15 protein-coding genes and 1 tRNA gene are annotated in these 20,413 nt (G+C 60.6%); 9 read left to right on the forward strand and 7 right to left on the reverse strand.

What is annotated here, in order from left to right; all coding sequences use genetic code 11:
• Nucleotides 1-5: 5 nt before the first annotated feature.
• Entirely contained in the window at nucleotides 6-2,039 is a 2,034-nt protein-coding gene (locus tag SIB56_RS11930) for an RNase J family beta-CASP ribonuclease (RefSeq protein ID WP_413324147.1), read from the forward strand.
• Here SIB56_RS11930 and SIB56_RS11935 read toward each other — a convergent pair.
• The gene (locus SIB56_RS11935) at nucleotides 2,025-3,080 is read right to left on the reverse strand and encodes a hypothetical protein (protein ID WP_413324148.1); all 1,056 of its coding nucleotides are present in this window, start codon (nucleotides 3,078-3,080) and stop codon (nucleotides 2,025-2,027) included. The genes SIB56_RS11930 and SIB56_RS11935 overlap by 15 nt on opposite strands.
• A gap of 6 nt (nucleotides 3,081-3,086) precedes the next feature.
• Nucleotides 3,087-4,106, reverse strand: coding sequence for a tRNA lysidine(34) synthetase TilS (tilS, locus tag SIB56_RS11940; protein ID WP_413324149.1), 1,020 nt, complete (start codon nucleotides 4,104-4,106; stop codon nucleotides 3,087-3,089).
• Nucleotides 4,107-4,179: 73 nt separating this feature from the next.
• Between tilS and SIB56_RS11945 the strand changes: the two genes are divergently transcribed.
• A complete protein-coding gene (locus SIB56_RS11945; RefSeq protein WP_413324150.1) occupies nucleotides 4,180-4,953 on the forward strand; it encodes a DUF561 domain-containing protein in 774 nt (257 codons plus the stop codon).
• Between the two features lie 73 nt (nucleotides 4,954-5,026).
• Entirely contained in the window at nucleotides 5,027-7,063 is a 2,037-nt protein-coding gene (gene uvrB, locus SIB56_RS11950) for an excinuclease ABC subunit UvrB (RefSeq protein WP_413324151.1), read from the forward strand.
• Nucleotides 7,064-7,078: 15 nt separating this feature from the next.
• Here uvrB and SIB56_RS11955 read toward each other — a convergent pair whose 3' ends face one another.
• Nucleotides 7,079-8,881 carry an aspartate kinase gene (locus SIB56_RS11955; protein WP_413324152.1) on the reverse strand — a complete coding sequence of 601 codons (1,803 nt, stop codon included), beginning with the start codon at nucleotides 8,879-8,881 and terminating at the stop codon, nucleotides 7,079-7,081.
• A 30-nt stretch (nucleotides 8,882-8,911) separates the two neighbouring features.
• The gene (gene holA / locus SIB56_RS11960; protein WP_413324153.1) at nucleotides 8,912-9,901 is read right to left on the reverse strand and encodes a DNA polymerase III subunit delta; all 990 of its coding nucleotides are present in this window, start codon (nucleotides 9,899-9,901) and stop codon (nucleotides 8,912-8,914) included.
• Nucleotides 9,902-9,970: 69 nt separating this feature from the next.
• Between holA and SIB56_RS11965 the strand changes: the two genes are divergently transcribed.
• The gene (locus SIB56_RS11965; RefSeq protein ID WP_413324154.1) at nucleotides 9,971-10,606 is read left to right on the forward strand and encodes a precorrin-8X methylmutase; all 636 of its coding nucleotides are present in this window, start codon (nucleotides 9,971-9,973) and stop codon (nucleotides 10,604-10,606) included.
• Here the strand turns inward: SIB56_RS11965 and mutS are convergent.
• Nucleotides 10,591-13,332 carry a DNA mismatch repair protein MutS gene (gene mutS, locus SIB56_RS11970; RefSeq protein WP_413324155.1) on the reverse strand — a complete coding sequence of 914 codons (2,742 nt, stop codon included), beginning with the start codon at nucleotides 13,330-13,332 and terminating at the stop codon, nucleotides 10,591-10,593. The two genes, SIB56_RS11965 and mutS, sit on opposite strands and share 16 nt — an antisense overlap.
• A gap of 134 nt (nucleotides 13,333-13,466) precedes the next feature.
• Between mutS and psbZ the strand changes: the two genes are divergently transcribed.
• The 3 genes from psbZ (at nucleotide 13,467) to SIB56_RS11985 (ending at nucleotide 14,360) form a co-directional block, all read left to right on the forward strand.
• Nucleotides 13,467-13,655 (forward strand): photosystem II reaction center protein PsbZ, encoded by a 189-nt coding sequence (gene psbZ / locus SIB56_RS11975; protein ID WP_011932021.1) that lies wholly within the window; start codon nucleotides 13,467-13,469, stop codon nucleotides 13,653-13,655.
• A 77-nt stretch (nucleotides 13,656-13,732) separates the two neighbouring features.
• The gene (ribH, locus tag SIB56_RS11980; protein WP_413324156.1) at nucleotides 13,733-14,215 is read left to right on the forward strand and encodes a 6,7-dimethyl-8-ribityllumazine synthase; all 483 of its coding nucleotides are present in this window, start codon (nucleotides 13,733-13,735) and stop codon (nucleotides 14,213-14,215) included.
• A gap of 73 nt (nucleotides 14,216-14,288) precedes the next feature.
• Nucleotides 14,289-14,360 (forward strand) — tRNA-Gly (locus tag SIB56_RS11985).
• A 7-nt stretch (nucleotides 14,361-14,367) separates the two neighbouring features.
• Here SIB56_RS11985 and SIB56_RS11990 read toward each other — a convergent pair.
• On the reverse strand, nucleotides 14,368-14,823 hold the full coding sequence (locus SIB56_RS11990) for a GNAT family N-acetyltransferase (protein ID WP_413324157.1): 456 nt from the start codon (nucleotides 14,821-14,823) through the stop codon (nucleotides 14,368-14,370).
• 96 nt (nucleotides 14,824-14,919) lie between these two features.
• Between SIB56_RS11990 and SIB56_RS11995 the strand changes: the two genes are divergently transcribed.
• Together SIB56_RS11995 and secA are read left to right on the forward strand one after the other, a co-directional pair.
• Nucleotides 14,920-16,116: a glycosyltransferase family 4 protein gene (locus tag SIB56_RS11995; RefSeq protein WP_413324158.1), complete on the forward strand. Its 1,197-nt coding sequence runs from the start codon at nucleotides 14,920-14,922 to the stop codon at nucleotides 16,114-16,116.
• A gap of 11 nt (nucleotides 16,117-16,127) precedes the next feature.
• On the forward strand, nucleotides 16,128-18,983 hold the full coding sequence (secA, locus tag SIB56_RS12000; protein ID WP_413324159.1) for a preprotein translocase subunit SecA: 2,856 nt from the start codon (nucleotides 16,128-16,130) through the stop codon (nucleotides 18,981-18,983).
• 646 nt (nucleotides 18,984-19,629) lie between these two features.
• Here secA and cysE read toward each other — a convergent pair.
• Nucleotides 19,630-20,367, reverse strand: a complete 738-nt coding sequence (gene cysE / locus SIB56_RS12005; protein ID WP_413324160.1) for a serine O-acetyltransferase — start codon at nucleotides 20,365-20,367, stop codon at nucleotides 19,630-19,632.
• Nucleotides 20,368-20,413 lie beyond the last annotated feature (46 nt).

A 20,413-nucleotide genomic window follows, 5' to 3' on the forward strand; every position in this document is an offset into this window, starting at 1 on the left:
AATCCATGACCGTCACAACTGCCAAAACCAACCAACCGACTCTGAGGGTCATCCCCCTTGGAGGCCTGCATGAAATCGGCAAGAACACCTGTGTCTTCGAATACGGCGAAGACCTATTGCTGGTGGATGGCGGACTTGCCTTTCCCACCGAAGGGATGCACGGAGTGAATGTTGTGCTGCCTGACACCAGCTTCCTGCGCGAGAACCAGAAACGGATCCGCGCCATGATCGTCACCCACGGTCATGAAGATCACATCGGTGGCATCTCCCATCACCTCAAGCACTTCAATATCCCAGTGATCTACGGGCCGCGATTGGCTCTCTCATTGCTTAGCGGCAAAATGGAAGAGGCCGGTGTCACCGGCAGAACCACTCTTCAAACGGTTAGTCCCCGTGAAGTTGTGAAAGTGAGCCAGCACTTCACGGTGGAATTCATCCGCAATAACCATTCAATGGCCGACGGCTACTCGCTGGCCATCAAGACTCCGGTGGGTACCGTCATCTTCACCGGCGATTTCAAGTTCGATCACACCCCTGTAGATGGTGAACATTTCGATGTAGAGAGGCTGGCCCATTACGGCGACCAGGGCGTTCTCTGTCTGTTCAGCGATTCCACCAACGCGGAGGTGCCTGGATTCTGTCCCCCGGAACGCTCGGTGTTTCCAAATCTTGACCGGCATATCGCCAGTGCCGAGGGCAGGGTGATTGTCACCACCTTCGCCAGCTCGATTCATCGGGTGTCGATGGTTCTTGAACTGGCGCTCAAGCACGGTCGCAAGGTTGGCCTGCTCGGTCGGTCGATGCTCAATGTGATCGGCAAGGCCCGGGAGCTGGGCTACATGCGTGCCCCCGATGAGTTGTTTGTGCCGATCAAGCAGATCAACAACGTCTCCGATCGGGAGACGCTGCTGCTGATGACCGGCAGTCAGGGTGAGCGTCTTGCTGCCCTCAGCCGGATCTCCAGGGGTGAACACCCGCAGGTGAAGGTGAAGTCCTCCGACACGATCATTTTCTCCGCGAGCCCCATTCCGGGGAACACCATTTCCGTGGTGAACACGATCGACCGGCTGATGATTCTCGGAGCCAAGGTGGTTTACGGCAAGGGCGAAGGCATTCATGTTTCCGGTCATGGCTTCCAGGAAGACCAGAAGCTGATGCTGGCTCTCACCCGCCCGAAATTCTTCGTGCCCGTTCACGGTGAGCACCGCATGCTGGTGCGTCATGCTGAAACCGGTCATTCGATGGGTGTCCCCATCGACAACACACTGATCCTCGGCAACGGCGATGTGGTGGAGCTGACCGCTGATTCGATCCGCAGGGGTGATCCGGTCAAGTGCGGCATTGAACTCCTGGATCAGTCGAGGAACGGCATCGTTGATGCCCGGGTGCTCAAGGAGCGTCAGCAGATGGCCGTTGATGGTGTTGTCACGATTCTCACGGCGATCAGCACTGACGGTGCAATGGTTGCACCGCCTCGAGTGAATCTTCGCGGAGTCGTCTCCACGGCTGATTCCCGCAAGCTTTCACTGTGGACCGAGCGCGAAATCAAGTGGGTGCTTGAGAATCGCTGGAAGCAGCTTTCCCGCAACACCGGCGGCAAGGCGCCGGATGTGGACTGGATTGGTGTGCAGCGCGAGGTCGAGATCGGCCTTGGTAGGCGAATGCGCAGGGAGCTTCAGATCGAGCCGATGATTCTCTGTCTGGTGCAGCCTGCTCCAGGAGGGACACCTGCCTACAAGGGACGAGCTGATGCCGAGCCTGATGATCGTCCGGCACCCCGCGGACGTGGTGGACGCCATGGCGGTGGCCGTCATGGAGGTGGCCGCGACCGTAACCGCGAAACCACTCCAGCGCGGGTGATCACGACGGCACGCTCCGCGGCTGCAGAGTCGAAGTCGGATCCTGCTCCGGCTCAGGCAGCCAAACCCTCCAAAGCTCCTGCCAAGGTCAAGGTTCCTGAACCCGCGGCTGCAAGTGCAGCAGTGGATCAGGACATGCCATCCGGGCGCACTCGCCGCCGTCGTTCAGCTGCGGCCTAAAGCTTTCCGCAGTCTCGACCACCAATCAGGAACCTGGCTGCTCTCCGAACTGTTTTCGGACGGCAGCGCAGCCCTGTCGGGGAGCACGACGCGGAGCCTGCCGGTCTCCAGGCGTTCGCGGATGGCTTCGCTGATCTCGGGATTGGAATCGAGATCGGTCTTGATGTTGACAGCTGGCGTTGTTGAGCTTTGGAGGAGCTCATCCTCACGATCTGATTCGTCGTCGTTGTGGCTGGAGAGCGGTTTCTCTGGAGCGGTGTCTGATGGCTCGTCGTCAGTCTCGATGTTTGCGGATGCTGTTTCCGGTTCAGGTTCGCTGACAGGCAGAGGTTCAGGTTCCGGCTTTGGTTCGGCGACGGCGTCGTCATCGCTCTGGCTGGAGAGTGGTTGCTCTGGAACGGTGTCTGATGGCTCGCCGTCAGTCTCGATGTTTGCGGATGCTGTTTCTGGTTCAGGTTCACTGACTTGCAGAGGCTCAGGCTCCGTTTGAGGTTCAGCGACCCCGTCGTTCTGGCTTGAAAACGGTTGCTCTGGAACGGTTGGGGAGGGATCGCTTTTGAGCCAGGGCATCGCGGTTGAGGTGACCGTTGGCTGCACAGAATCCGTTGCATCAGATGCCCTGCCAAGAAACGGATCAGCAATCAACGCTGTGGAGAGGTTGGTCGCCACAGTCTCTGCTCGGGGAGCTTCAACAGAATCAGTCACCTGATCAGTCCCTGGCACTGCTCCGTGATCATTCAGGGTCCGTTCCAGTCCCTGTTCCGCCAGTTCCTGCAGTGTGTCCTGGGGATTGCTGGTCAGCACCAGTTTGTAGAAGCTTTCAGCCTGAGCAGCGTCCTGAAAGCCATACAGTTCGATGTGGCCCGCCAGCAGCGCAACAAAGGCCCGCCAGGCCAGCACCGCATCCCGTTCCGCTTCGTCTTCCGGCACCGGCTCCAGCTGACTGAGCAGCTCAAGGGTGATGTTGCGGGCAGCTTCAAAATCACCAGCGCCGTAGGCCTGTTCAGCGGCGAGATAGTTGCTTTGGAAGTCGCCGTCCAAGTGGTTTCACCTCTTGTCTTCCAGTTGTACCCAGTCCCGGCTCCAGTGGAGTCGCTTGCGGCCTGCCAGATGACGTTCGCCGGGCGGCTGGCGTGGACCGATCGCAGTACTCAGCTCCGCGAGCTGGCGTGCCGGCAGTGAAGCTATTCCCTGCGTCTGCAGCCAGCCATGCAGGATCAGTTGGCGAGCGGAACTGGGGAGTTGTTCCAGAGGCGGTCGCTTCAGGGCGCCGTTTTGTCCTTTCAATTGCTCCAGGCTCATAGCCAGCAGAGCGCTCTGGGTATCGTGGACCTGGGACACTCGCTCACTCAGCTCGGCCATGCGTCTGCTGCAGCCGGGGTACATGGTCTCCAGCACCGGTAGAACCTCCCGGCGGATGCGGTTGCGAGCGAAGCGTGAATCGCTGTTGCTTGGGTCGGTCCAAATCGGCAGTTGCAGATCCGAGCAGATTGCTGCTGTTTCGTCGCGGCTGAAATTCAGCAGTGGTCGCACCAGCCGAATGCCGTCGGTTGCATCGCCCTTCAGGGATCGCTCCCAGCGCAGGCTGGCCAGTCCGGCCAGGTCCGTTCCGCGGCTGAGTTGCAACAGCAGCGTTTCGGCCCGGTCGCTGGCGGTGTGTCCGGTCACGACCGAGCAGCAGAGCTTGCCACCGTCGTTTTGGTTGATCTGTTGACAGACCTGATGCAATTCGTCATAGCGCCACTGCCGGGCCCTGGCTTCGCTGCCGGTGGTGGCGTTTGTGCTCGTACTGATCAGCAGCGGTAGTTGTTGTGTTCGGCACCAGCCGGCTAGTTCACTGGCGATGCGCTTGGCCTTTGGATGCCAGCCGTGGTTTCCATGCCAGAGCTGCAGGCTCCAGTGATGTTGCCTGCGAAGGTCGCGCAGCAATCCCAGCAGAGCCATGGAGTCCTGACCCCCGGAAATCGCCAGCAGCAGTGTCGAACCATCTGGCAACAGCTGAGGGTTCAGCAGCAGCTGGCGATGAAGTCGGTCGTGCCAGTTCAGCCAAAGCTCGCCGGCTGTCATCGCTCTGGGTGAATCTCGCTTTGATCCTGCCTGTTCGCGCGGTGGGACAATGACCTGAACCGATATCAGCTTGATGTCCCGCCATTCTCTGCTGCCTGCCGCGCTTCGTCGCAGCCTGGAACAGCGTTCCGCGCTGAAGGTGATCGCCGGTCTGATGAATTTCGATGCGGAAGCCGTTGCGCGTGTGTCGCGAGCCGCCGGTCTGGGCGGTGCCGATCTGATTGATGTGGCCTGTGATGCGGAACTGGTGAAGCTGGCCATTGAGGCGTCCGGTGGCCTGCCGGTCTGCGTGTCGTCTGTGGAGCCCGAACAGTTTCCCGCAGCTGTGGCTGCTGGAGCAGAAATGGTGGAGATCGGTAATTTTGATTCCTTTTATCCCCAGGGGCGCATCTTCGGAGCTGAAGAGGTGTTGGAACTCACTCGCCGCACTCGCAACTTGCTGCCTGAGGTTGTGCTGAGTGTCACCGTTCCCCATGTGTTGCCGATGGATCAGCAGGAACAGCTGGCGGTGGATCTTGTTGCGGCCGGTGCTGATCTGATTCAGACCGAAGGTGGTACCAGTGCCAAACCCTTCAGCGCCGGCAGCCTTGGCCTGATTGAGAAGGCAGCTCCCACTCTGGCTGCGGCTCACAGCATCAGCGCTGCTCTGCAGCACGCCGGTGAAACAGCACCGGTGCTGTGTGCGTCTGGTCTTTCGGCTGTCACCGTGCCGATGGCGATCGCAGCTGGCGCAGCGGGTGTGGGCGTTGGTTCTGCAGTGAATCGCCTCGATGATGAGCTGGCCATGGTGGCTGTGGTGCGCGGTCTGCGTGAAGCCTTAGGCACTGAGGTTTCCAGCCGGGTCTGATTGCTGCGGACACGCGCGCCCTGATGGGCCCCGTAACGTGGGTGCCCCATTCAGGGTTCACAGCGCGAGGATCATGCCTGCCTACGACCTGACTGCGCCATACACCCCCAAAGGTGATCAGCCGACGGCGATCACTCAACTGGTGGAGGGAGTGAACGGTGGTCGTCGTTATCAGACTCTTCTGGGTGCGACCGGCACGGGCAAAACGTTCACGATGGCCAACGTGATTGCTCAGACCGGTCGTCCTGCGCTGGTGCTGGCCCATAACAAGACGCTGGCGGCGCAGCTCTGTAACGAGCTGAGGGAATTCTTTCCCAATAACGCCGTTGAATACTTTATTTCTTATTACGACTACTACCAGCCGGAAGCGTATGTGCCGGTTAGCGATACCTACATCGCCAAAACGGCATCGATCAATGAAGAGATCGACATGCTGCGACATTCAGCGACGCGCTCTCTGTTCGAACGCCGCGATGTCATCGTCGTGGCTTCCATCAGCTGCATCTATGGCCTGGGAATTCCCAGTGAGTACCTGAAGGCTTCCGTGCAGTTCAGGGTGGGTGAGTCCCTTGATCTGCGCGGCTCCCTGCGTGAGCTGGTGAATAACCAGTACAGCCGTAACGATATGGACATCACCCGCGGCCGCTTCCGTGTGAAAGGTGATGTGCTTGAAATCGGTCCTGCCTATGAAGATCGCCTAGTGCGGGTTGAGCTGTTCGGCGATGAGGTGGAAGCCATCCGCTATGTCGACCCGACCACCGGTGAAATTCTGCAGAGTCTTGAAACCATCAATATCTATCCTGCGAAGCACTTTGTGACCCCGAAGGATCGTCTGGATTCAGCTGTGAAAGACATCCGGCTTGAGCTCAAGAACAGGCTGGAATTTCTGCAGACCGAGGGCAAGCTTCTGGAAGCTCAGCGTCTTGAGCAACGCACCACCTACGACCTGGAGATGTTGCAGCAGGTTGGTTATTGCAACGGTGTTGAGAACTACGCCCGCCATCTGGCCGGACGCGAGCCGGGTTCAGCGCCGGAATGCCTGATCGATTATTTCCCTGATGACTGGCTGCTGATCGTGGACGAGAGCCATGTCACCTGTTCCCAGCTTCAGGCGATGTACAACGGCGATCAGGCTCGCAAGAAGGTGCTGATCGATCACGGCTTCCGGTTACCGAGTGCTGCTGACAACAGGCCGCTCAAGGGCGAGGAGTTCTGGACGAAGGCTCGCCAGACCGTATTCGTGAGCGCCACCCCCGGTGACTGGGAGGTGAATGTGAGCGACGGCCAGGTGGCGGAGCAGGTGATCCGGCCAACAGGGGTGCTTGACCCGGTTGTTGAAGTGAGGCCGACCACCGGTCAGGTGGATGACCTGCTTGGCGAGATCCGCACACGGGCCAACAAGCAGCAGCGCGTGCTGGTGACCACGCTCACCAAGCGCATGGCCGAGGATCTCACCGATTACCTGGCCGAGAATGATGTGAGAGTGCGCTATCTGCACTCGGAGATCCATTCGATTGAGCGGATCGAGATCATTCAGGATCTGCGCCTCGGTGAATATGACGTGCTCGTGGGCGTGAACCTGCTGCGCGAAGGCCTTGACCTGCCTGAGGTGAGCCTGGTGGCGATTCTCGATGCCGATAAGGAGGGATTTCTGCGAGCGCAGCGCTCACTGATTCAGACGATCGGTCGGGCTGCACGCCATGTGGAAGGTGTCGCGTTGCTCTACGCCGACAACATGACCGATTCGATGGCCAAGGCGATCGAGGAGACCGAACGGCGGCGCACCATTCAGCAGGGCTACAACGAAGAACACGGAATCGTGCCGACGGCGGCGGGTAAAAAGGCCAGCAACTCAATTCTCTCCTTTCTGGAGCTCTCCAGGAAACTCAAGAGCGATGGCCCGGATGCCGACCTCGTGCAGGTGGCTGGTAAGGCGGTTCAGGCCCTTGAAGATGATGTGGATGGAATGGCTCTTGATGCCTTGCCGGAGTTGATTGATCAGCTCGAAGTGAAGATGAAGGATGCTGCCAAGAAGCTGGATTTCGAGGAGGCGGCGAATCTGCGTGACCGGATCAAAAAGCTGCGTCAGAAGCTTGTGGGTCAAAGCTGAAGTTCCTCTAGACAGCTAAGCCACCAGGGGTGATTCACTCCCCTCGGCCTCATGGCGGGTGCTGCCTCCCAGCTCGAATCCTGCGTGCACCGCCTGAAGAGCTGTGATCCCGTCTGCTTCAGCCACCACACAACTTGTGCGGATCTCACTGGTGGCGATCATCTCGATGTTCACGTCTGCGTCCGCCAGGTACCGGAACATGCGACCTGCAGTGCCTGCTGTGGCAGGCATGCCAGCACCCACGGCACTCACCCTGGCAATGGCCGGGCCGTCTTCCAGCACGGCACCAGGCCATTGAGCCAGCAGCGTGCTGAGGGCGCGATCCGCAGCACTGCGATCATCGCGTTTCAGCGTGAAACTGATGTCTCGACTGCCATCTGTATGCTGTCGCTCCGACTGGACAATGGCATCGAGGCTGATGCCCGCATCGGCCAGGGCGTTGCAGAGAGCCCCTGCGGTACCTGGTTTGTCAGGAACGTTGCGCACGCTGACCTGGGCCTGGTCACGGTCGAGTGCCACACCGCGCACTTCAGGCTCACCCTCGCCGCTCGCCGCTGGATTCAGGCTGATCTGACCGGCTTCCAGTTCGAATGCGTCCTGGATGGCCTGCAGCGCTTTGCCGCCCACGTCGGCATTGATCAGGCAGCTCACCTTCACTTCACTGGTGGCGATCACGCGCAGATTGATGCCGACCCTCGACAGGGTCTGGAACAACACGGCGGCAATGCCCGGGCGGCCCATGATGCCGGCGCCGCTGATGCTCAGCTTGCTCATGCCGGACTGTGCAACCAGCTCACCGCCCAGGCTCTGGATCAGAGAGTCACAGATGCTCCTGGATCTCTCCATGTCTGTTTCGGCCACGGTGAAGGTGATGTCGTTACTGCTGCCTTTGTGGGTGGCCTGGATGATCAGGTCTACATTCACGCCTCCTTCTGACAGTTTCTCGAACAGCTGGGCGGCAACACCGGGCTGATCGGCAACATGCGAGAGCGCCAGTACTGACTGATGCTCCACCAGTTCAGCGCCGTCGACCGGCCTTCCCAGTTCAAGACCCTCGCGGCCGATCGGCCGCGAGCTGCGGCTGGTGAGTGTGGTGCCGGGTTCATTGCTCCAGCTGGAGCGCACCACCATCGTGACGCCATAGTTGCGAGCGATCTCGACCGCGCGTGGGTGCAGTACTGCTGCGCCGAGGCTGGCCAGCTCGAGCATTTCGTCGCAGCTCACCATGGGCATCAGCTGGGCGTCTTCCACCTTGCGGGGATCGGTGGTGAGTACCCCTGGCACGTCGGTATAGATCTCGCAGGCTGTGGCGCCGAGCGCTGCAGCGAGGGCCACGGCGGATGTGTCGGAGCCGCCGCGGCCAAGGGTGGTGATCTCGGCGGTGCCACCGCTGCTCTGGCTTGTGCCCTGGAAACCTGCCACCACCACGACGCGCCCCTCGGCCAGGCGGCTGCGCAGTCGATCGGTTCGCACGTCGAGAATGCGCGCCCTGCCATGGGCGGATTCGGTCACGATGCCCACCTGGGGGCCGGTCATGGAGATGGCCGGCACGCCCAGTTCGTGCAGTGCCATCGACAGCAATGCGATTGAGACCTGTTCACCTGTGGCCAGGAGCATGTCCATTTCCCGCTGAGGTGGATTGCTGCTGATGGCCTTGGCCTTCGCGGTCAGTTCATCAGTGGTGTGACCCATGGCCGAGACCACGATCACCAGATCGTGACCCTCTTCCTTGCAGCCGGCGATGCGCCTGGCCACGGCCTGGATGCGTTCCACACTGCCGACGGAGGTTCCTCCGAACTTCTGCACCAGCAGGGCCATCCATGCCGCCTCATGTCGCAGGCGATTGTCTCACTGTGCTGCTCCCAGCAGACCATCCCGGAAGGCATCCCCTGGTTGGGCGCCGCGCTTGAGCGCGGCCTCCACATCCAGCAGGCGGCTCAGCAGGTTGAGACAGCGCTGGGGGGAGCGGCCCTGCAGCTGTTTGCGCATCACGTAGATCCGCTTGGGGTTGCCGATTCCCGCCGCCTTGGCGATCACCCCGACGTCCCGCTCCCCCTGCTGTTCCAGCAGCAGTACCCACAGCCAGCCGCGGATCTGACCGGTGAGGGTGGCCACGATGCGCAGGGCCGGCTCGCCCGCGTCGTTCAGAGCATCGAGTAAGGCGATCGCCTTGCCGGGATCGCCTGTCAGCAGGGCGTCTCCCACCTGCAGGGCGTTGGTGCTGAGCCCCTCGATCAGGCTCTCCACCGAGCGGGCAGTGATGCGATTTTCACCGCTGCTTTCGGCATGCAGAGCCAGCTTCTGCAGTTCCATGGTCAGCCTTGCGCTGTCGCTGCCGATCGCATCGATCAAGGCATCGACTGCATCAGGTTCCAGCTTCAGGTTCAGCTCTGTAGCTGTGCGCTCCACCAGCTGGCGCTGGCCGGCTCCATCCCAGACCGCAGGCAGGCGGAAGCTGCGCTCGCTGGCCTTTCCGGCTTTGACGCGTTTCATCAGGGCTTTGGTGGTGCGCAGCCGTCCGTCGGGTTTGGATGGATGGCAGAGCAACAGCTGGGTGGTTTCAGGAATTCCATCCAGAACGGCTTCGAAGCGATCGGTCAGATCACTGGGGCAGGCATTGCAGAAGGGAGACCGTTGCAGCAGCACAACCCTCGAGCCTGCCCCGAAGGGCGGCGTGCGTGCCTCTTCCAGTGCCTGTCTTGCCTGCCCTGGCTCGCTGCCATCCAGCCGGCTCACGTTGACGCTGGCCCAGCTCGGATCAACTTCCTTCTGGATCAAGCTCTGAACCGCCCGTTCCAGCGCCGCGGAATCATCGCCCCAGAGCAACTGGATCGGCATTGAGGCATCTCATCGCACAATGTCGAAGTCTGCCCTGACTGGCAGTCCCCGTCAGAGGAAGTTGCTGCAATGGTCGACCACCCGATCTTCACGGAAAGCATCTGTCGGATTCGGACCTTGCTGGGAGAGACCGGTCTGGATCCCCTGCAGCAGCAGGTGCTGGAGCGACTGGTGCACAGCAGCGGAGATCCGGGAATGCTAGAGCTATTGCGTTTCAATGAGGGAGCCTGCGAGCAGGGACTTGCAGCTCTGCAGGGCGGGGCATCGATCCTCACTGACACGGCCATGGCCGCGGCTGCCGTTACGCCGATGGCTGGGCGCACGCTGGGCACGTCTGTGCGCTGCCTGCTCGACTGGGCGCCGTCGCAGTCACCGTCAGGTTCCACCCGATCGGCGGCAGCGATGCTGAAGGCCTGGCCAGAGCTCACTCAGGCGGCCAGCGCGAAGGGTCAGCCCATGCCGGTTGTGCTGGTCGGCAGCGCTCCGACGGCTCTGGATCAGTTGCTGGACCAGCTGGATGCCGGCGCCATTGCGCCCTCACTGGTGATCGGCATGCCGGTTGGTTTCGTTGGCGTGCCGGAAAGCAAGCGCCGTCTGGCGCAGACCGCTCTGGCTCAGATCCGCCTTGAGGGCACCCGAGGCGGAGCCGGATTGGTGGCGGCTGCGGTGAATGCCCTGCTCAGAGCCGCTCAGGCAGCCAGCTGATCGAGCACCTGACGGGCTCGTTGCACGACGCGGGGGGGAACACCGGCAAGGCGAGCGGCTTCGATGCCGTAACTGCGGCTGGCACCTCCCATCTGTACCTGATGCAGGAACACCAGATCATTGCCAGTTTCCTCCACCATCACCTGGAAGTTGGCCACATTCGGCCGCTGCTCAGCCAGGTTGTTCAGCTCGTGATAATGCGTGGCGAACACCGTGCGCGCCTTCAGATCGCCCGCCAGATGTTCGCTTACGGCCCAGGCGATGGAAAGGCCGTCAAAGGTGGCGGTGCCCCTGCCGATCTCATCGAGAAGCACCAGCGAGCGCTCGCTGGCGTGGTGAAGGATGTTGGCTGTTTCAGCCATTTCCACCATGAAGGTGGACTGGCCTGCAGCCAGATCATCCACGGCGCCCACTCGCGTGAAGATGCGATCGGCCAGGCCGATCTGTGCAGTGGCTGCCGGCACCCAGCTGCCGATCTGGGCCAGCAGCTGGATCAGCCCGATCTGCCTCAGATAGCAGCTTTTGCCGCTGGCATTGGGCCCCGTCAGCACGATCAGGTCGGTGTCATGTCCGAGGGCGAGATCGTTCGGCGTGAACGGAATCTCAACCAGCAGTTGCTCTACCACTGGGTGCCGGCCGGCAGTGATCGTGAGTTCACGATCGTCACTCAGATCAGGTGCGCACCAGCCTGCGGTGGCGGCTGTGTCCGCCAGGGCTGTCAGTGCATCCAATCCGGCTGTGGCGCGGGCGGCCGCACGGATTGGTGCGGCCATTTCGCCCACCTGGTCGCGCAGTTTGCAGAACAGCTCGTATTCGCGCTGGAAGGCCCGGGCCCGCAGCTGAAAGATGCGGCCCTCCCGCTCCTTCAGTTCAGGAGTGATGAAGCGTTCTTCATTGGCGAGGGTCTGGCGGCGGATCCAATGGTCGGGGACCGAGGAGGCCTTCGCTTTGCTCACCGCCAGGAAGTAGCCGAAGGTGCGGTGGTCCTGCAGTCGAAGGTTGGCGATGCCACTGAGCTCTCTCTCTCTCCTTTCCTGTTCCGCCAGCCAGGCGTCCTGGTCATCGAGCTGATTGCGCAGGCCATCCAGCAGCGGGTCCACTCCGTCGTGGATCAGCCCGCCCTCGCTGAGGGAGAGGGGTGGAGCATCGACCAGGGCATGGCGAACGGCGCCGGCCAGTTCGGCAAGCTCCGGATCCGGCTGCAGCAGCGCCTCCAGAACCAGGGGCCACTGCTCCAGGGTGCCCTCCAGCCGACTGGCCAGTCGGGGCAGCCGTTCCAGCCCATCAGCGATGGCCACCAGATCACGGGCGCTGGCATGACCGGCTCCAGCCCGCCCTGCCAGCCGTTCCAGATCCCCCATCGGCCTGAGCAGTCGCCGCAGCCCCTGTCGCAATGGCCTCTGGCTCACCAGCAGGCTGACCACGCTTTGCCTCTCCCTAATCGCGGTGAGGTCCATCAGCGGAGCTTCCAGCCAGCGGCGAAGGCATCGCCCACCCATGGCGGTGAGGGTCTGATCGATCGCCCAGAGCAGCGATCCCTGAAGCTGTCCGTCGCGCTGGGTGGCCGTCAGCTCCAGATTGCGGCGGGTCTGGGCATCGAGCACCAGGGCGTCACCGGCCTGAACGATTTTCGGTGCATCAAGCGGAACCCGCGTTTCATCCTCGAGCGGTTGGGTGTCGTTGACGTACTGCAGCAACCCGCCAAAGGCCCGCAGGGCCAGGGGCATCTCCTGCAGGCCGAGCCCATCCAGACCGGCCAGTCGATAGTGGGTTTTCAGGGCCTGTTCGGCCTGGGGTCTGCTGAAGGGCGTGAGCGCCATCGGGCTGAGTCTCAGGCGTTCCGGACACCAGGCAGGTCGCTGGCTGTTGTCATCATCAGCAGACGCCCAGAGCAGTTCCGAGGCCTCCAGCTGCGCCAGGTGCTGGTGCAGGGCGTCGCTGCCGCTGCGTTCCAGCACCTGCACATCACCGGTGCTCACATCGGCGCTGGCCAGGCCCCAGCGCAGCGGTTGCCGATTGCCGGCAGGCTCCACCACCACTGCGGCAAGCCAGTTGTTGCGTCGCGCAGCCAGCATGCCCTCCTCGAGCACCGTGCCCGGCGTCAACACCCGGGTGATTCCCCGCTTGAGCAGTGCGCCTTTGGCAGGCGTGGCTTCCAGCTGGTCACACAGCGCCACTGAGTAACCGCGACGAATCAGCTCAGCGCAGTAGCGCTCGGCGGCGTGATGGGGAATTCCCGCCATCGGCACACGTCCGATCGCCTTGCCGCCCTCCTTGCCGGTGAGAGTGAGTTCCAGCACCCGTGAGAGTTCGACCGCGTCTTCGAAGAAGCACTCGAAGAAATCTCCGAGCCGGTACAGCAGCACGCGCTCGGGGTACTCCGCCTTGAGCTCCACGTAGTGACGCAGCATCGGCGTCAGCAGCATCTGATCCACCTGACTGTGATGGGCCCAGGCGGGTTCGTCGCTGTCGTCGTTCTCCGAGCTGTTGAGGTCGTCGACCTCGTTAGAGCTCGTGACCGGATCGCTGCTGCTGCACTGCCGCTGCCGGGGCCGGGACGCCGCATCGGCGCTGAGGTCGGCGTCACTGACCTCGGCCAGAGCTTCGGCAGTCAGTGCCTGAGTGGCCTTGGAGGAATCGGCTGCAGACCCATCAGTGGGCTCCGGAGCCCCGAACAGATTTCCCTGCAGTGACTGCTCCTGGGGCTGGGGGCAGGAGCGGGGCATGGGAGATCCTGAAGTGGATGGATCGTACCGATGCTGTTCACCACAAGCTGTGAAGCTTGATGCACAGGTGAGACAGACGCCCCTCTGCAACGTGGGAGAATCACCCGCAACGACCAGGCGTCGACAGATTCACCATGCAAATCCTTAACACCCTCACCGTTCTGGCACTGGTGGTGATGTCATTTGCGTTGATCGTGGCGGTGCCTGTTCTGTACGCCTCCAACGAGGACAGCGGCCGCTCCAACCGTCTGATCCTGCTGGGCGGCATCGCCTGGGTGGCGCTGGTGCTGGTGAACTGGGGCATGAGCTTCTTCGTGGTCTGAATCGTGGCCAGCGAGCATCTTTTTTGTTCGGCAGGCGCCGGTCGGGTGGGAGCATGGTCTGAACAGATCAAGGCGTCATGGCCACCTTTGAAGGACGGTTCACTGATGTGCAGGGCCTGCGCATCGCTGTTGTCGTTGCCCGTTTCAACGATCTGGTGACGGCGAAGTTGCTGAGCGGTTGCCTTGACTGTCTTGGTCGCCATGGGATCGACACCAGTGCCGAGAGTTCCCAGCTCGATGTGGCCTGGGTGCCTGGTTCCTTTGAACTGCCTCTGGTGTCGCAGCAGCTGGCTCGCAGCGGTCGCTATCAGGTGGTGATCACACTGGGAGCCGTGATCCGAGGTGACACGCCCCATTTCGATGTTGTTGTGGCCGAGGCCAGCAAGGGCATTGCCTCCGTGTCGCGTGAAACCGGTGTGCCGGTGATCTTCGGTGTGCTGACCACCGACACGATGCAGCAGGCTCTTGAGCGGGCCGGCATCAAGAGCAATCTGGGCTGGAGTTACGCCTTGCAGGCCCTGGAGATGGGGTCTCTCGTCAAAGCGTTGCCTGCAGCCTGAAGGGTGGATTGACCAACAGCCCCTTGGTGGTGCATGCTTCTCGGGTCTTCAGGTGAAATTCGCCTGCAGCCCTGCGGATGTAGCTCAGTGGTAGAGCATCTCCTTGCCAAGGAGAGGGTCGAGAGTTCGAATCTCTTCATCCGCTTGCTGAATCATTGTTTTCGAATCAGCAGGTGCTGAGAGGTAACAGTGTCAAACCCCATCTGCTCGTAGAATCCATTGCTGTTGGTGGTCATCAGATACACGCGTTCCACCTTCCTCAGTTTCGGAGAAGCCAGCAGCGCTTCAACAACCCGCCGCCCCAGTCCGCGCCCCTGCAGGTCACCGGCAACGACCACATCCCAGAGCACAGCCCTGTAGATCCCGTCGCTGCTGGCCCGGCCGAAACCCACCATGCGCTTGCCTCTCCAGAGGCTCACAATCACCTGGCTGCCCTTCAGCATCTGACGCAGTTGTCGAGGGCTGCGGCCCCTCGCCCAGAAGGCATGTTTGTTCAGCAGGCGGCGCAGTTTCAGCAGCCCGCGCGTCGGGCGCAGGTTGGGTCCCAGCCCCATCAGACGCAGGCCTGGGGCTCCTGGTGCATGCTCAACCAGATGGATGCGGGCCATGGTCTTGTGATGCAGGACTCATCATCCGTCTCACAGTGCCCGCAACGGTTGTGTGCAACAAAATGCACTCTTTCAAGCGCCTGAACCGCCTGGGCCATGACGTCAGCGCCTCCTCAAAAGCGCCCTCAGGCCACGCAACAGTTGCTGCGTGAATGGCCGCCCGGCTATGGCGGCATTGAACGGGTGGCGCATGAACTGGCCATGGTCTGGGGAGGGGTGGTCTGGAGCTTGGATGCGCAGAACCGCAGCAGCAGCGAGCAGGACGCCATCCTTGCTTGTTACCCACGCAGGCGTCTGGCTCGGACGCCGCCACTGGGGCGTCTGGTGCTGCCGCTGCCCTCAACTGGTTTGTGGTCATTGCTGCGCTCTGATCAGCCTCTGCATGGTCACCTGCCATCAATCGGGGTGCTTCTGGTCCTGCTGGTCGCCCGACTGTGCCGGCCGCGCCGTCGTGTCACAGCCCACTGGCACTTCTTTTTTGAACCTGCATCAGGCCTGAGCGGGCGCTTTTTCAGCGTGTACCAGTGGCTGGCGCTCAGGGTCGTCTGCGGTCTTCCCGGGGTGATCACCACATCACCGTTGCTGAAGCAGGAACTGCTGCGTTGTGGCTGCAGACCTGAGCGGGTTGCCGTTCTGCCCTGCTGCCTCAGCGATGATCAGGAAGCTGCGGCACTGGTGCTGAAACGCTCACCGTCTAGCTCGTCAGCCCATCAGCCCATGAGGGTGCTGTTCATCGGCCGTCTCGGCAGCTACAAGCGTCTCGACTGGCTGTTGCACAGCCTGGCTGAGCTGGATCAGGCCTGGTGTCTGGATGTGGTGGGCGACGGGCCGCGGCGGCTTGAATTTGAAGCGCTCGCTGATCAGCTCATGGGATCTCAATCTGATCAGCTGGTGCGATTTCATGGCCGTCTGCCGGAGGCAGATAAACAGCAGCGTTTGCTGGAGGCGGATCTGCTAGTGCTGCCCTCGCAGAGCTCCAATGAGGCGTTTGGAATCGTTCAGCTTGAGGCGATGGCGGCCGGCGTGCCGGCGCTTGCTTTTCAGCGTTGGCGTTCGGGCATGGGCTGGGTCTGTCAGCTGCCGGCACTCAACTGGTCGCAGACGCCCCAGGATCTGACGCCCGTGCTGCAGAAGCTGGCTGGCGACCCGGCTCTGCTGCGTGAGCTCGGGGTGCAGGCGCGGCTGCGTTACCAGCAGCTTTTCTGTCGCAGCATCTGGCTGGATCAGCTCAAGCGCTGGAGCAACCCCCTGAATTCTTCCCAGACCCCGGTAGGCTTTCGGGCTCGAGGCTAGTTGTCAACACCATGCTCAAGCTCCTGCTGGGTGACCCCAATGCCCGCAAGCTGAAGCGGTATCAGCCGATTGTGTCTGACATCAATCTGCTGGAGGAGGAGATTGCTCCGCTCAGCGACGACGAGCTGCGTGCCAAGACGACGGCCTATCAGCAGCGATTAGCTGAAGCGGGAGCGCTTGAAAACCAGAGACCGATTCTCGATGAGATCCTGCCTGAGGCCTTCGCTGTGGTGCGTGAAGCTGCCAAGCGGGTGCTGGGCATGCGCCATTTCGATGTGCAGTTGATCGGGGGGATGGTGCTGCATGAGGGGCAGATCGGTGAGATGAAGACCGGTGAGGGCAAAACCCTGGTGGCCACGCTGCCCAGCTACCTGAATGCCCTCACCGGCCGCGGTGTGCACGTGGTGACCGTGAACGATTATCTGGCTCGCCGCGATGCTGAGTGGATGGGCCAGGTGCACCGTTTCCTTGGTTTATCAGTTGGGCTGATTCAGCAGGACATGGCTCCTGCGGAACGGCGCATCAACTACGGCTGCGATATCACCTACGCCACCAATTCCGAGCTGGGTTTTGATTATCTGCGCGACAATATGGCCGCAGATATCAGTGAAGTGGTTCAGCGGCAGTTCCAGTACTGCGTGATCGATGAGGTGGACTCGATTCTGATTGATGAGGCGCGCACACCGCTGATCATCTCTGGTCAGGTGGAGCGACCTCAGGAGAAATACCAGAAAGCTGCCGAGGTGGCCGCTGCCCTGGTGCGGGCTGCGGAGATGGGCAAGGACGGCATCGACCCTGAGGGTGATTACGAGGTGGATGAAAAGCAGCGCAGCTGCACGCTCACCGATGAGGGCTTTGCAAAGGCCGAGCAGATGATCGGTGTCAGCGATCTCTACGACCCGAAGGATCCCTGGGCTCACTACATCACCAATGCCCTCAAGGCCAAGGACCTGTTCACCCGCGATGTGAACTACATCGTGCGCAATGACGAAGCTGTGATCGTTGATGAGTTCACAGGCCGTGTGATGCCCGGACGCCGCTGGAGTGACGGCCAGCATCAGGCGATTGAAGCCAAGGAAGAGCTGCCGATCCAGCCGGAAACTCAGACTCTGGCCTCAATCACCTACCAGAACTTCTTCCTGCTCTATCCGCGCCTGGCAGGCATGACCGGTACGGCCAAGACCGAGGAAACAGAGTTCGAGAAGACCTACAAGCTTGAAACAACGATCGTGCCCACCAACCGGGTGCGGGCCCGTCAGGACTGGGTGGATCAGGTGTACAAAACCGAAGAAGCCAAGTGGAGAGCGGTGGCCCAGGAGACGGCTGAGGTGCACCAGCAGGGCAGGCCGGTGCTGGTGGGTACCACCAGCGTGGAAAAAAGCGAGTTGCTGAGCTCCTTGCTCGCTGAGCAGAACATTCCCCATAACTTGCTCAACGCCAAGCCGGAGAACGTGGAGCGAGAGGCTGAGATCGTGGCTCAGGCAGGCCGCGCAGGTGCCGTCACCATTGCCACAAACATGGCTGGCCGTGGCACCGACATCATTCTTGGCGGCAACAGCGACTACATGGCCCGCCTCAAGCTGCGCGAAGTGTTGCTGCCGCGGCTGGTGCGTCCAGAAGAGGGGCATCGTCCGCCGGTGCCGCTGCATCGCAGCACTGATGGTGGTGATGGTTTTGCGGCCAAGGCCGCACCGGCCTCGGGGCCCCATGGCAGTGCTCCCAGCGAAGCCAAAGCCATCGGTAGCCTCTATCCCTGTCAGCTCACCGATTCAACTGATCAGGCTCTGGCTGAGCTGGCCAGAGATCTGGTCAAGGCCTGGGGCGATCGCGCACTCACGGTGATCGAATTGGAAGACCGCATTGCAACGGCGGCTGAGAAGGCTCCCACCGACGATGACCAGATTGCAGCTTTGCGTGCTGCCATCGCCATGGTGAAAGGTGAATACGACGCGGTGGTGAAGCAGGAAGAAGGTCGGGTGAGAGAAACCGGAGGCCTGCACGTGATCGGCACCGAGCGTCATGAGTCGCGTCGTGTGGATAACCAGCTGCGCGGTCGTGCCGGACGTCAGGGTGATCCCGGTTCCACCCGCTTCTTTCTGTCACTTGGCGACAACCTGCTGCGCATTTTCGGCGGTGAGCGCGTGGCCGGTCTGATGAATGCCTTCCGAGTTGAAGAAGACATGCCGATTGAATCCGGCATGCTCACCCGCTCTTTGGAGGGGGCTCAGAAGAAGGTGGAGACCTACTACTACGACATCCGTAAGCAGGTGTTTGAGTACGACGAGGTGATGAATAACCAGCGCAAGGCGGTCTATTCAGAACGGCGTCGTGTGCTAGATGGCCGCGAGCTCAAGAAGCAGGTGGTGGGCTATGGGGAGCGCACGATGAACGAGATTGTGGAGGCCTACGTGAATCCCGATCTGCCGCCTGAGGAATGGGATGTGGCTCAGCTGGTGAGCAAGGTGCAGGAGTTTGTCTATCTGCTTGAGGATCTCGAGGCCGACCAGCTGCATGGACTTTCGATGGAGGAGCTCAAAGCTTTCCTTCAGGAACAGCTGCGTAATGCCTACGACCTCAAGGAGGGGCAGATCGAACAGCAGCGGCCTGGGTTGATGCGTGAAGCCGAGCGCTTTTTCATCCTTCAGCAGATCGACACGCTTTGGCGTGAACATCTGCAAGCGATGGATGCTTTGCGCGAGTCAGTCGGTCTGCGCGGCTATGGCCAGAAGGATCCCTTGATCGAATACAAGAACGAGGGCTATGACATGTTCCTCGACATGATGACCAATATGCGCCGCAACGTGATTTATTCGATGTTTATGTTCCAGCCTGCACCTCCTGAAACGCAGAAGAGCACAGTCGCCTAAGCGCAAGCCTCGCCGATGCTTACTGAAGATTCATTGAGCTAAATGCCAGATTGCTGAGTAATGCTTTTGTGATGTTTGATTGTTAAGTCTTTGGGGTAATCACTGTTTCCGAGCTTGTTTCTTTTCATCTATTGCATATCTGCTACACAGTGATAGCACCGAAGTGCACAGGGGGGCTTGGGTTCATGCCGACGCTTGGCTGAATTCTCCGCCATGGTTTTGATCAAGTTCTTGATGGAATAGTCCTTTGGTGTCTCTAGCCTTTTCTTTGGCACGAGAAATTGTATGAGCGGGCTGGCTGCATTGGTGAGGGCGTTTTTGCCAAGTGAAGAGCTGGTAATACTCGCTGAGTTGATTCAGTTTTGGCTTGAATTGGCTCGGGATTTTTGTTCGGCGTCCTGCAGATGTAGCAACTGTTTTTGCAAGCCGTTGCTTTGGTGTTGAATGCAGATCGCGCTCTTTTTGAGTTGGTTTTCTTTCCTTAACGCCTACTTAGCTGAAGGATTATTCCTCCCTGAGTTGGCCGATGATGTCTTTTAGTCAGCCGTTGCAGTAATGGTTGTCGGCATGCAACGGAGATCTTCAGAAGGGCTTGCATGACAATCAAACCAGCATCTGGATGCGTTGCGACACCTTGCAGCTCAGGTCATTCACCGAGAAATTCAAGGATTTCTCTGTCCTTCAGGTTTTGAGATGCTCCAGCACAGACTTCTTTGATCGGTTGCCCAGCGGCGATTGCTCGCAGGCAGGTCTGCATGGTGACAACCTGGTTTTCCAGCTGATCAATCCTGTCCATCAGATTGCGTATCACGTTGGCCTCGGCATCGGGTAGAGCCGAGTGTGCCAGGGGATTGATGCGCACACCGCTCTGATGGATCACGCGCCCAGGTATGCCAACGACGGTGCAGTCGGCGTCCACGTCGCGCACTACGACCGACCCAGCGCCGATTCGAGTGTTGGGGCCAATGGTGAGAGCCCCAAGCACTTTGGCTCCCGCACCAACCACCACATTGTCGGCAAGAGTGGGATGGCGTTTACCGCTCTTTTTTCCGGTTCCGCCAAGGGTCACCCCCTGATAAAGGAGACAATGGTTGCCAACCTCAGCTGTTTCACCGATCACCACACCCATTCCATGGTCGATGAAAACACCGTTGCCGATTCTTGCACCAGGATGAATTTCAATGCCGGTAAGGGATCTGCCCAGTTGACTCAGCAATCTTGATGGGAGTTTGAGAGGCAGTCTCGAATGCCACATGCGGTGGCTTAGGCGATGCAGGGTGAGCGCCTGAAATCCTGGGTAGCACAGCAGAATTTCAAAAGGACCGCGGGCTGCGGGGTCACGTTCACGTATGACTGCCAGTTCGGCTCGGATCGACTTGAACATGACTCCGCTTGAACTGCACGCTGGCTGTTTAGGGCCATCATCACCT

This window comes from Synechococcus sp. MIT S9503, from assembly GCF_047304175.1.
Lineage (GTDB): Bacteria > Cyanobacteriota > Cyanobacteriia > PCC-6307 > Cyanobiaceae > Synechococcus_C.

What these genes read in the sequence shown, in the direction of transcription:
- SIB56_RS11930 (WP_413324147.1), top strand. Translation starts at nt 6, where the DNA reads ATGACCGTCACAACTGCCAAAACCAACCAACCGACTCTGAGGGTCATC.
- tilS (WP_413324149.1), bottom strand. Translation starts at nt 4,106, where the DNA reads ATGACAGCCGGCGAGCTTTGGCTGAACTGGCACGACCGACTTCATCGC.
- SIB56_RS11945 (WP_413324150.1), top strand. Translation starts at nt 4,180, where the DNA reads ATGTCCCGCCATTCTCTGCTGCCTGCCGCGCTTCGTCGCAGCCTGGAA.
- uvrB (WP_413324151.1), top strand. Translation starts at nt 5,027, where the DNA reads ATGCCTGCCTACGACCTGACTGCGCCATACACCCCCAAAGGTGATCAG.
- SIB56_RS11955 (WP_413324152.1), bottom strand. Translation starts at nt 8,881, where the DNA reads ATGGCCCTGCTGGTGCAGAAGTTCGGAGGAACCTCCGTCGGCAGTGTG.
- holA (WP_413324153.1), bottom strand. Translation starts at nt 9,901, where the DNA reads ATGCCGATCCAGTTGCTCTGGGGCGATGATTCCGCGGCGCTGGAACGG.
- SIB56_RS11965 (WP_413324154.1), top strand. Translation starts at nt 9,971, where the DNA reads ATGGTCGACCACCCGATCTTCACGGAAAGCATCTGTCGGATTCGGACC.
- mutS (WP_413324155.1), bottom strand. Translation starts at nt 13,332, where the DNA reads ATGCCCCGCTCCTGCCCCCAGCCCCAGGAGCAGTCACTGCAGGGAAAT.
- psbZ (WP_011932021.1), top strand. Translation starts at nt 13,467, where the DNA reads ATGCAAATCCTTAACACCCTCACCGTTCTGGCACTGGTGGTGATGTCA.
- ribH (WP_413324156.1), top strand. Translation starts at nt 13,733, where the DNA reads ATGGCCACCTTTGAAGGACGGTTCACTGATGTGCAGGGCCTGCGCATC.
- SIB56_RS11990 (WP_413324157.1), bottom strand. Translation starts at nt 14,823, where the DNA reads ATGGCCCGCATCCATCTGGTTGAGCATGCACCAGGAGCCCCAGGCCTG.
- SIB56_RS11995 (WP_413324158.1), top strand. Translation starts at nt 14,920, where the DNA reads ATGACGTCAGCGCCTCCTCAAAAGCGCCCTCAGGCCACGCAACAGTTG.
- secA (WP_413324159.1), top strand. Translation starts at nt 16,128, where the DNA reads ATGCTCAAGCTCCTGCTGGGTGACCCCAATGCCCGCAAGCTGAAGCGG.
- cysE (WP_413324160.1), bottom strand. Translation starts at nt 20,367, where the DNA reads ATGTTCAAGTCGATCCGAGCCGAACTGGCAGTCATACGTGAACGTGAC.